General features: G+C 42.2%; 10 protein-coding genes. 5 read left to right on the top strand and 5 right to left on the bottom strand.

Annotated elements, in window-relative coordinates:
- The first annotated feature begins 45 nt into the window (after positions 1-45).
- Together WBJ10_RS14630 and WBJ10_RS14625 are read left to right on the top strand one after the other, a co-directional pair.
- Positions 46-450, top strand: a complete 405-nt coding sequence (locus WBJ10_RS14630; RefSeq protein ID WP_424291576.1) for a hypothetical protein — start codon at positions 46-48, stop codon at positions 448-450.
- A 5-nt stretch (positions 451-455) separates the two neighbouring features.
- Positions 456-818 carry a hypothetical protein gene (locus WBJ10_RS14625; protein ID WP_424291575.1) on the top strand — a complete coding sequence of 121 codons (363 nt, stop codon included), beginning with the start codon at positions 456-458 and terminating at the stop codon, positions 816-818.
- A 1-nt stretch (position 819) separates the two neighbouring features.
- Here the strand turns inward: WBJ10_RS14625 and WBJ10_RS14620 are convergent, their stop codons facing one another.
- The 5 genes from WBJ10_RS14620 to WBJ10_RS14600 form a co-directional block, all read right to left on the bottom strand.
- Positions 820-3,411, bottom strand: coding sequence for a beta-galactosidase (locus WBJ10_RS14620; protein WP_424291573.1), 2,592 nt, complete (start codon positions 3,409-3,411; stop codon positions 820-822).
- A gap of 401 nt (positions 3,412-3,812) precedes the next feature.
- Positions 3,813-4,628 (bottom strand): anti-sigma factor, encoded by an 816-nt coding sequence (locus WBJ10_RS14615; protein WP_424291571.1) that lies wholly within the window; start codon positions 4,626-4,628, stop codon positions 3,813-3,815.
- A complete protein-coding gene (locus WBJ10_RS14610; RefSeq protein ID WP_424291569.1) occupies positions 4,629-5,180 on the bottom strand; it encodes an RNA polymerase sigma factor in 552 nt (183 codons plus the stop codon).
- 179 nt (positions 5,181-5,359) lie between these two features.
- On the bottom strand, positions 5,360-5,911 hold the full coding sequence (locus tag WBJ10_RS14605; protein ID WP_424291567.1) for a fasciclin domain-containing protein: 552 nt from the start codon (positions 5,909-5,911) through the stop codon (positions 5,360-5,362).
- A 295-nt stretch (positions 5,912-6,206) separates the two neighbouring features.
- Entirely contained in the window at positions 6,207-7,070 is an 864-nt protein-coding gene (locus WBJ10_RS14600) for a creatininase family protein (RefSeq protein ID WP_424291565.1), read from the bottom strand.
- Between the two features lie 469 nt (positions 7,071-7,539).
- On the opposite strand from WBJ10_RS14600, the gene WBJ10_RS14595 reads away from it, so the two are divergent.
- From WBJ10_RS14595 to WBJ10_RS14585, 3 genes are all read left to right on the top strand, one after another.
- On the top strand, positions 7,540-8,178 hold the full coding sequence (locus tag WBJ10_RS14595) for a carbonic anhydrase family protein (protein ID WP_424291563.1): 639 nt from the start codon (positions 7,540-7,542) through the stop codon (positions 8,176-8,178).
- A 116-nt stretch (positions 8,179-8,294) separates the two neighbouring features.
- Positions 8,295-8,867, top strand: coding sequence for a gluconate 2-dehydrogenase subunit 3 family protein (locus tag WBJ10_RS14590; RefSeq protein WP_424291561.1), 573 nt, complete (start codon positions 8,295-8,297; stop codon positions 8,865-8,867).
- 27 nt (positions 8,868-8,894) lie between these two features.
- The gene (locus WBJ10_RS14585) at positions 8,895-10,598 is read left to right on the top strand and encodes a GMC oxidoreductase (RefSeq protein WP_424291559.1); all 1,704 of its coding nucleotides are present in this window, start codon (positions 8,895-8,897) and stop codon (positions 10,596-10,598) included.
- Positions 10,599-11,053: the final 455 nt, after the last annotated feature.

Below are 11,053 nucleotides of genomic sequence, written 5' to 3'. Positions count from 1 at the left end.
CAGCTTTATATTTATCGGCACCAACAGAATTGAGCAAAAACGTACATGAAAAAACTATTAGTAACATCCGGAACACTTTTCTTATTTATGGCTCTATTCGTAGCCGCAGCAGTTGATGGATCCTGGAAAGGATATGTTGAAGGGCAATACAATGTCACAGCTGATATTCAAATAGCTGGTACTGATGTAACAGGAACCTTAGCTATTATCGATAATAATCCTAAGTCCGAGAATCCGGACGATAGCGGTTACAGCCCTTTCGTTGCAGCTCAAATGGGCAAAAACGCTATCCTTAACGGAAAAGTTGAGGGCGAGGCAATCACTTTTTCTACTATGTTTAACGGTAAACCTGTTAATTATAAAGGATCAATAGTTGGGGAGAAACTTGTTTTAACCACTACTTTCAATGAGCAGCCTGTTAAAATTACCTTAAGCAAGGTGAAAAAATAATGCAAATGCGAGCTATACCGAAAAGGATTTTATCTATCATTCTATTAAGTGTTTTTGTAACAACAATTTGTTACGCTGCCTCTCTTGTCGACGGCCAGTGGGCAGGAAAGATAGAAGGGCAATTTGATGTAACTGTTAATCTTAAAGAAGATAATGGGAAAGTTTCTGGTACCATTTTGTCTGATATCGGCGAAGCTCCACTAACAAATGGTACTATCGTTGGAAACGACATTCTATTCAAAGAAATGTCCTTTAATGGCATTGCTGTTTCTCATATTAAGGGAAAGCTTTCGGGTGATACAATCAATATTCTCATTGGTTTTCAAGACCAGGAGATGAAAGGCACTCTTATCCGCGTGAAAAAATAATTTACTTTTCAGCAAGCAGGTGTAAATCCCTGCTTGCTTCTACTTCTGCCTGTACGGCGATCTTTCCTGGATTTATTCCATCCTCATCATAAACCACAATAGAATTTAGGCCTGGTTTAAGCCAAACTTCAGGAATATACAAGCCGAATACTTTTATTTTCTCAGGATAGCGGCCCAGGTTGTGGCCATTTACCCATACAGATCCGTGTCCCATTGTTGTGATATTAACACGCCAGACGGTTGTTTCATTCCTGGGATTTTCAGGTAAGATAAAAGAAGATCTGAAAAAGGTTGGGACAGAAAAATTCTTCTTACCCGCTTCTGTCCATCCAAAAGGTGCGTTGAAGTCGCCCGGCCCCCCTTTCATTTTCCAGCCTGATATAGAAGTGCCATGGCTTTTACTACCGTGTCTTTCGAGCATAACAGGACCACTTATACCTTTCATATCGATCGTGTCCAATCCGCCAAGGTAAAAAAGCAGTTTATTTCGCCCGTTATGAGCCGTGAAAATACTTAGGGTTTGAGGATTACCGCCCACCAGGTCGAAAGTAAATGATTTATCTTTGAGTGCCGAATCGTGTCTCAAGCCGTTAATAAAAAGTGATGCCCGTTCTTTTATATTTTTAAACCTAAGGGTGTAGGTTCCTGATGTATCAACCTGAACTTTCGTTCGGTACCAGGCATTTGCAGTAATATCACCGTCGGCGCCCATTTGCAGCGGCTGGGTGCTGGATTTCCAATTCCTGTCATCAAAATCAGGAGCGGCTGATTCAGTGGCAAGTTTCATTTGCCAGGGCGCCAGGGCTAAACTGAGCTTCCGTTTTTCCGGAGCAAGGGGCGGGCTATGCAGACTGGAAGATCCCTGAGCCTTATAAACCATAGAAGGTATGGAGCCTTTCTCCATCCATGACTTTTCCGTTAAGACTTCAATCTTATTATCGCTTCCGCGGATATCAGCCACATAGGAGGGACCGGTGATGAGATAATTACTGTTTTTACCTTCTACAAACCAAGTTCGTTTTGCCATAGAGGACTGCATAACCAGAATTCTAAGCCTTTGACCGCCCGTCTCAATAATAAACTCAGTTTCATGGGCTTTTACCGAGGCAGAGAAATGTAGTTTTGATTGTTGGGAAATAAAATTCGATAGGCCTTTTATAATTTTAACTGGACTCGCTAGGTCAAAGTAGAGATTGATCGGTGAATTAAGATCACCGTATGTAACCAAAGTGGTCGTTTCGTTCTGAGGAAAAATACCGTATATCCTGGAGGGAGCCCATTCCAGCTTGATATTTGGATTGATATTGAAATTTTGAATTACAGGTACTATTTCACCAGCAGCAATGTTTATCGGGACGGGTAAAGCGCCGCTTATTTTGTTAGGGGGTAAGATTAGGGTATTCCGCGGAAGCTTTCCTGGATTGTCCATAAAAATAACGTTTCCTGCGGGGCTTATCCGCGAATTTACATTTATCGACGTATCACGCGTTACCCAGTGATGCTCACTTCCGCCGTCAGTGCTATTTGCAAGAATTTCCTGAAAACTTCGGGCAAACCATGCAGCTCGTTTGTATCCATAGTATATCGGCCGCAGGTCACCTGCCTGACCCACACCCGCGCCATAATCATATGAAGCAGCCATATCACGATCATTATTATACTCGAAATTACTGCCGCCATGCGCCATATAAACATTGTAACCGTTACCCCCGTGTGCAATTATCTTCCAGGTTCGGCGGTCATAAATTGTAGAGTCTTGGGGTTGTGGGCCATAATTGAAAAACCATACTCCCCAGAACTCAGTGGAGAACCATGGATTGGGACGCTTGGGATCATCAAAATTCTTTCTGTTGCTAGCGGGGTCGTTACCTGGATGCAGTCCACTAAAGAAATAAGGCACTTGTAATCCTAATGAAACAGTTTTATTAATCAGATGACTGAAATAAGCATTTGGTATTACAGTACCCCAGCTTTCCGGATGTTCATTCTCGAGTTGCACCATTATCACAGATCCTCCATGGTGTATTTGATTCTGTGAAACTATGGGTATCAGCTTTTCGAAAAATCGATCTGTTGCTTCAAGAAACTGTTTGTTGTCTTTCCGCGCAACGAGACCTGGTTTAAACTTAAGCCAAATGGGATAACCTCCAAAATTCCATTCGCCGCAATAATATGGACCTACCCGCACTATAGCAAACATGTCCATTTCCTTTACAAGTTTAAGAAATGCGTTTAAATCCCGATCGCCTGAAAAGTTAAATTCTCCCTCTTTCGACTCATGAAAGTTCCAGAAGGTATATATCTCCACAGCGTTGTATCCGCCCCGTTTAAGCCGTTGTAACCGGTCTTTCCATAAGTCACGCGGCACCCTGGCGTATTCTATCCCAGCAGAAACGATGAACGTCCTTTCTCCATTGATAATAAAACCGCGCTGGTCATAACTTACGAACGCAGATGCTTCTTTGGATGGTGGGAATATATGGTCGTTTCGTGAGGGATTTTGGGAGTTGTTAGTCTGCGCTTGCAGGAAGGAAACTCGAACAATGAGAAAGAATATGAGATAAAATATTGGCCTGAAAGAAGATTTGTTCATTTTTAACGCTCGAAATCGATGTTTTTTATATGGTGCTTAAAGTTACGTTAATCCATTTAAACTAAAAATTTGAATCAAAAAAGCTATCGCTTACGGGTTTAATTCTTTAACTGAAAGATTATTCCACCTGTGCCAAAAAAAAATAAAATTAATCGGTGTAGAAAATCGAACATTTTTTGGGGTATTTTATCCTCAAATTGGGAATAATTGATCCCGATTAGGCTTGATTTTAACGAATGGGAGGGGTTTTGGTCTGGCATTCCATTTGGATATAGGTATATGCCCTCCTAAAGGGTATGTTTTTCATAGGTAGATGTAGGGTCGAATACTGAGTATTCGGCCCTTTTTTGTTTCGGGGGTCGGAAGTCGGAAGTCTGAGGTCGGAAGTCGGAAGTCGGAGGTCAGATATTCCCCATCGCCATCATCTGCTCCATCGTTGGATTTACACTTCCACCTTTTCGCTCAAGAGTAACCGCAAATGCCTGGGCGCTCTTAACAGATTTCATTCGAATCATACCGGAATGGTCTTCGGTAGAATCAAACACTCCGAGGTCCACTGGTTTTCCGTCTACAAGAGCCCAAAGCTGATACTGATGTTCTCCATCATTGGAAGGCATGTTAAGTGATGAGAGGTCGATCATTACTTCCTCCTTAGTTGGACTAAAAGCTACGGTCAGGCTGGCTGCAGGAGCTTTGGAGGTGCCCTTCAAGCTAACCAGTTTATATTCGGCAGGTTGCTGATAGATCTCAAGGAATTTCTTGCTATCATCCAGTTCCTGTTCCATGAAATTTACCCTGTTTGAAAACTGCTGATTTTCAGACTGTAACACGGCAAGCTGGGTAGTGGATTCCTTCAGTTGATTGTTAAGATTGATGAGAAGTACAACACTGACCAGGAGCAGGGCAACCGAGGCAGCAAAGGCGTATTTATAAAAGTTTGATGATTTGGCTGCCGACTGTAAGTTAACAACCGTTGCTTCTTTCGATTCAGATTTATCGATTAAGTCTAGAAATCTGTTTCTGTTCTTATCAGCAGGCTGAATCGCATTAGATAAAGCATAAGCCTGCAAGGCGTTTTCTATCGACTCCAGCTCGGCTCTTACTTCTGGGTACTTGGTTATTGTAGCCTCTACCTCACGAATCTCCTCGTTGCTTAAATCACCGAGAACATAAAGTTCAAGAATGCCACTTTCTAAATATGTTTTTAAATCGTTCACTTAATTAAATACCTTTCTTAACGTAATAATTGCATTTCTAAGTCTTGTTTTTACAGTTCCTAAAGGGATATCCAGTTCTTCAGCTGCTTCCACATGTGTGAATCCTCTGAAGTAGACCAGATCCAGAATCGCTTTCTGATCGGGCTTTAGTTTTTGTACAAGATCTTTTAAGCCAAGAGTTTCGGGATTTAATGATGTCGTAAAACCTTTGTCTACAGATAATACGATATTTTCTATGTCTTCGGTTTTTGAATGGTTACGAAAATCTTTTGAGCGGGTCTTATCGATCGATAAATTTCGGGCAATATTCACCATCCAGGTGAAGAGTCTTCCTTTTGATTCATCATATGACGACGCTGAATTCCATATTTTAACGAAAGCTTCCTGTAATAGATCTTCAGCGATTTCGTCGTGTTGTATGATTCTGTATATCACGCCATATAAAGCTGCGGAATACATATCATACAATGCTTCGGCTCCTCTAGTGTCCCTCGTTCGAATAGCTTGAATTAATTCGGGCTCTGATAACGATATTTTGCTAATCCTGCTCAATGATTTTTGTCCTTGCCTCTAAGGTCGAATAATTTTCGGAGAAAATGCGAAAGAATAGAAATTTATGTGTCTTTGAATGCAATTGAAATGCATTTCATCACTCATCCCGTTTGAAAATACCATAAAAACAAAAAAGCCCCGGCAATAGCCAGGGCCTCCAGGTTAATCATTGGTTTAAATTATTTTGGCATTATTACCGAGTCGATAACATGAATAACACCATTACTTTGGAAAACGTCTCCTATTGTTACCGTGGAGGTAGCACCAGTTTCGTCTTTAAGCACCAAATTGTTTCCATTCATCATCGCCCAGATCTTGCCACCGCTAACGGTTGTGAATTCAGCAGTTCCTTTGCCCTTTTTGATAGCCTTTGCAATTTTTTTAGCACTAAGTCTGCCTGGTACAACGTGATAGGTAAGAATCTTAGTTAAGGTCGCCTTATTTTCAGGCTTAACCAATGTTCCTACTGTTCCGGCTGGAAGTTTATCGAATGCGGCATTTGTAGGGGCGAAAACTGTAAAGGGCCCTTCGCTTTTTAATGTTTCTACAAGTCCTGCAGCTTTTACTGCTGCTACAAGCGTAGTGTGATCTTTTGAATTAACCGCGTTGTCTACGATGTCTTTCGTTGGATACATCTCTGCTCCGCCTACCATTTTTGTTGACTGTGCAAAACTGTTTGTGTTGATTGCAGAAGCTGCTAATGCAATCGCCATGATAATTATCTTCTTCATAATTTATTTTTTTTGGTTGAGATGAAATACGGCATTAGCAGAGGCACGGATTTTATTTTCTAAAAAAAAATATATTCAAGAGAGGATTACAATTTTAAATACAACGAATTATGGTAAGCAATGGACATGAAGGGTACCGATAACCGCCTGAAAAAATCGGCATGTCGCGGCCGACGCGGCTCCCAAAAACACGCAGACGAATTGTCGAAAGTGTTTGGGTTTAGTGAAGATCTGACAGTTGAGAAATAGCGGGATGATCGAATTCCACCCCGCTATTTAGCGTAAGATTTGTTGCTTAAGGCTTTTTATTCAGATTTTCAACCCTTTCAAAGAACTCGTTCTGAAGCTGCAAAGTCTTAGTGTCAGCCTTTATCTGTTTTAATCCTTTTGCCAGTGCTTCGATCTCAAAATCTGCATACAGTTTTCCAAGTTCAACACTGCCTTTAGCTCCATCGCCTGCATAATGATTTGGAAACTTCGAGTACCACGCTATAGCGGTATAGGCGGGGACGCTCAGTCGTGCTTGATTTTTCCCCGATTCATCAGTAGCCTTGTTTAGTTTTACCAGGTCAGGGCGGTAATACATATTCATTGATGTTTCCTTTTCGCCAGCATGCTGATCATCTGATAGCGGCGTTTTTCTCATCTGTGAAATCTTGGCATTGAAAGCTTCATCGCGTCCAGGTTCAAAGAAGTAAAGCGCATAGTCATGCTTCTTATTAAGCTGCGACTGCATGAAAAAACGAATGAATTCTGGATTTCCTCCATGACCATTGATGATTACGATTTTCTTGAAACCATTGCGGGCGATCTCTTCGACAGTAGCCTGAAGCAGGTCCATAATTAAATTACTTGGAAGGGAAAATGTTCCTGGCTGATGCCTTGCTTCATTGATCTGTCCATAGAAATAGTCTGGGAACACCACCGCATATTCCTTCTTCACTGCACGGTTTGCCCATTCACGAACATGTATCAAATCAGAGCCCATAGGCACATGCATACCATGCTTTTCCAGGATCCCGATTGGGAGTATACATACACCCTCTGACTTTTGTACAGCAAGAGGAAAATCACTTGCTGTTAATTCGTCCCAACGTGCCGGGATTTCCTGTGCTGCAGCAGTGCTACATAATAAAAATAGTACCAGTAGAATTCGCATCTTAGAATAGTTAATTGTTGATGAATGATTGTTAATTGTCATAAATATCCTTAATAATCTGCAAATATCAATTCAAAATCTCATTTCATACTAGATTCATCCTTTTGTAAGTACAACTAATATTAGGACGCAAGCTCTGTGGAAAATTCTGTATGCCCGCCTGGAGTAGCATAGAACCCAATGTGTTTCTTAAAACCGCGAAGTAAACCGGGGGTTTGCCGTTTTGTTTATATGCCGGCATTCCGTAAGATATGCTTTCCACCGCCTTTCAAAAATACCTATACAGGAGTAATTGAACAGCGGTGAAAGTGACAAATTGCGTGGGTGATTGCCATTCCAATCACGATACCTACCTTTATTGCAGGGGATAATGCATTAGTCTCTATATTAAACTTTTAAAAAAGGACACTTAACTCGGTACCCGAAATATGAAAAAAGGCGTTGTTATTGTCGGATCTATTATATGAATATGAAGACGTTTACAAAAGAAATTCAGGATTCCATAAGTCCTGCCATGGCATTGGATCTGTTAAAAGAAGGGAACAAACGATTTGTAAATAACCTAAAGGTAAACCGAAACCATTTGCAGCAGGCAAACGAAACTTCAGACGGCCAGCATCCTTTTGCCGTGATTCTAAGCTGCATAGATAGCCGAACATCTGCTGAGTTAATTTTCGACCAGGGATTGGGGGATATCTTTAGTGTTAGGATTGCTGGCAATATTATAAACGAGGACATCCTTGGAAGCATGGAATTTGGCTGCAAGCTAGCTGGTTCTAAGATCATCGTGGTGCTGGGCCATACAAAATGCGGAGCCATAAAGGGCGCTTGCGATCACGTTGAAATGGGTAACCTGACAGCCTTGCTCACAAAAATAAGACCCGCTGTAGATGATGAAACAGAAACCAAAGCAAACCGTACTTCCGGGAATTCCAAATTTGTAGAGAATGTGGCCATTATCAATACTAAGCGTACGGTTGAAGCAATTAATCAGCGTAGCCCAATCTTGAAGGAGATGATCGAAAACGGAGAGATTGGAATCGTTGGAGGGGTCCATGACATCGTAACGGGAAAAGTCACCTTTTTTAAGGATACGATTAATTTTTAATCAAGAAGCTATCGTCTTCCCTCAAAAATATTACAGCTTTACAAGCTTCTTTTCCAGATTTTTCCCGCGATATTAAATCCAGTTTGCTAAATTCGATCCCGAAAAGGAAAAAATATATGGATAGAAGAGAAGCGATAAGCAGAGTGACCCTGTTATTAGGGGGCGCGCTGACTACTTCAGGACTTGGGGCCTTTGCAGATGTACTGCGGCCGGAGGAACCTGGCACCATTCACCTCAAATTACTGGAGTCCAGCGAGGCCTTGATTGCAGAAATTGCAGATACGTTCATTCCCGATTCCAAGGGAGTTCCGGGTGCAAAAGCGGCCGGCTTAGGCGCCTTCATTGTGATGATGTTAAAGGATTGCTATACTGCTGACGTTCAAAATCATTTTCAGGAAGGTCTAGCCAGGGTGGAAGAAGTCTCTCAAAATCATTTTAAAAGATCATTCACCACCCTGTCGCTTAAAGAGCGCGAAGAAGTATTTGGGCTTTTCAAAGCGGAAGCTGAAACACGTAGGAAAGCAAGGATTGCTCCCTCGCATTTCTTTCAGCTGATGGCCGAACTGACTTACCTTGGGTATTATACTTCCGAAATCGGGGCAACCCAGGCCTTGCGCTATGTGCATATACCCGGGAAATATGAAGCTTGTATACCCCTGGAACCGGGGCAAAAAGCATGGGCGACTTAATTAGGATAAACGGATTTTAGGATAGCGATGAATATCAATATAAAAGCAAATCAACAGAATACCTACGATGCAATTGTGGTTGGTTCAGGTATTAGCGGTGGCTGGGCGGCAAAGGAATTAACCGAAAAGGGCTTAAAAGTCCTGATGCTGGAGCGTGGTCGAAATGTAGAGCATGTAAAGGATTATGATACGGCTTTGATGAAACCATGGGAGTTTAAACACCGTGGCATGATTACTCCGGAGGAAAGAAGCCGTCATTTAGTTCAAACCCGAGGCGGGCAGTATGGTGAACACAATGCAAAATTCTGGGTAGATGATGTGGACTGCCCTTATACTGAGGTAAAGCGTTTCGATTGGTATCGCGGATATCATGTCGGTGGAAAATCCATTACCTGGGGTCGCGGCTGTCTTCGTTTAAGTGAAATGGATTTTTCAGCAAATGCTAAGGATGGATATGGCGTCGACTGGCCCGTGCGTTATAAGGACATAGCGCCTTGGTATGATTATGTCGAGCGTTTTGCAGGAATTAGCGGACAAGCTGAAGGCCTTCCTCAGCTTCCTGACGGTATTTTCTTACCGCCTTTCGAAATGAATTGTGTGGAAAAGGCGGTTAAAGAAAGGATTGAAAAGCATTACAATAAGGCACGGATGATGACTGTATACCGGATGGCTAACCTTACTGTCCCTCATAACGGCAGAGGATCGTGTTTAAACCGGAATCTATGTAATCGCGGTTGTCCGTTTGGTGCATATTTCAGCACCCAGTCGGCTACATTGCCCGCAGCCGTATCAACCGGTAACCTCACCCTTCGCCCTTTTTCTATTGTTAACTCTGTACTCTACGATAAAGAGACTCAAAAAGCAAAAGGCGTCCTTGTAATTGATTCAGAGACGAATGAGCACATTGAGTACTTTGCTAAGGTGATCTTTATGAATGCTTCGACACTTGGTACGACGCACATCCTTCTTAATTCAGTGTCTGATACTTTCCCGGATGGAATAGGTAATAGCAGCGGCCATCTTGGTCACAATCTGATGGACCATCATTTTCGGGTAGGCGCATCGGGAACGGCCGAAGGTTTTGACGATAAATACTATTACGGCAGACGACCGATAGGGGTGTATATACCTCGTTTTCGAAACCTGGGCGATAAGCCTGAGCGCGATTATGTCCGTGGTTTCCATTACGGAGGGGGCGCGAGCCGCAGCGGATGGCAAAGACTGATCCCGGAAATGGGATATGGCCAGGACTTTAAAGAAGAAATGACTGAACCAGGGCCATGGTCTATGGGTCTTGGGAGTTTCGGTGAACATTTACCTGAATATAAAAACCGGGTTTTCCTCGACCATACCAAAAAGGATAAATGGGGCCAGCCGCTGCTTGCTGTCGATTGCGAATTCGGTGAAAACGAACGCAAAATGCGCATCGATATGAAGAATGACGCTGCTGAGATTCTGGAAGCTGCAGGTATGAAAAATATTAGTTCCTTCGACAATCCGGCTATACCCGGGATGGCCATCCACGAAATGGGAACCGCCCGTATGGGTCATGATCCAAAAACTTCAGTCTTAAACAAATGGAATCAGATGCACGATGTGAAGAACGTCTTTGTTACTGATGGTGCATTTATGACTTCAAGCGCATGCCAGAACCCTTCCTTAACGTACATGGCCTTTACCGCAAGGGCTTGTGATTATGCGGTGGGCGAGATGAAAAAGGGGAATTTGTAAATTACCCATTTGCTTTATCCACAATGCAGACAGACATCCTGCACATCTTAGTTTTGATAGCAAAACTAGCAGGGATCTTAATAAAAATGCCGCCTAATGGGCGGCATTTTTGCTGCGGAAACTCAGGCTTTGCATAAAAGCGAAAGTCCAGGAACATTCTTGCCATGCGATTTCGTATCAATTTGGATATTGTTATCATTTTAATTTACGATACATATTAGGAATAAAATGTCTAAATTTCTGTCGGAGTTTGTTGATTAGTTTATCTTGGTGTTATCATAATAAAATTAAATAATCAAATAATATATGAGTATAAAACGAAACACCTCTGTGCAATTAGTTTTAGCACTGTTTTTAATTCTTATTATAGGAGTATCTTTTATAGGCAACGTGGCCGAGAATACTAAAGATAGAGCCAGGGAATTAGATCCAAAAGTCGAGAAACTCAAGCTTCT

The organism is Daejeonella sp., assembly GCF_049655485.1.
Taxonomy (GTDB): Bacteria; Bacteroidota; Bacteroidia; order Sphingobacteriales; family Sphingobacteriaceae; genus Daejeonella.
This window is presented reverse-complemented; position numbering and strand designations above follow the sequence as displayed.

Excerpts from the sequence above, each read along its gene's own strand:
- WBJ10_RS14590 (WP_424291561.1), top strand. The coding sequence starts at position 8,295 with ATGGATAGAAGAGAAGCGATAAGCAGAGTGACCCTGTTATTAGGGGGC.
- WBJ10_RS14625 (WP_424291575.1), top strand. The coding sequence starts at position 456 with ATGCGAGCTATACCGAAAAGGATTTTATCTATCATTCTATTAAGTGTT.
- WBJ10_RS14620 (WP_424291573.1), bottom strand. The coding sequence starts at position 3,411 with ATGAACAAATCTTCTTTCAGGCCAATATTTTATCTCATATTCTTTCTC.
- WBJ10_RS14605 (WP_424291567.1), bottom strand. The coding sequence starts at position 5,911 with ATGAAGAAGATAATTATCATGGCGATTGCATTAGCAGCTTCTGCAATC.
- WBJ10_RS14630 (WP_424291576.1), top strand. The coding sequence starts at position 46 with ATGAAAAAACTATTAGTAACATCCGGAACACTTTTCTTATTTATGGCT.
- WBJ10_RS14585 (WP_424291559.1), top strand. The coding sequence starts at position 8,895 with ATGAATATCAATATAAAAGCAAATCAACAGAATACCTACGATGCAATT.
- WBJ10_RS14595 (WP_424291563.1), top strand. The coding sequence starts at position 7,540 with ATGAAGACGTTTACAAAAGAAATTCAGGATTCCATAAGTCCTGCCATG.
- WBJ10_RS14600 (WP_424291565.1), bottom strand. The coding sequence starts at position 7,070 with ATGCGAATTCTACTGGTACTATTTTTATTATGTAGCACTGCTGCAGCA.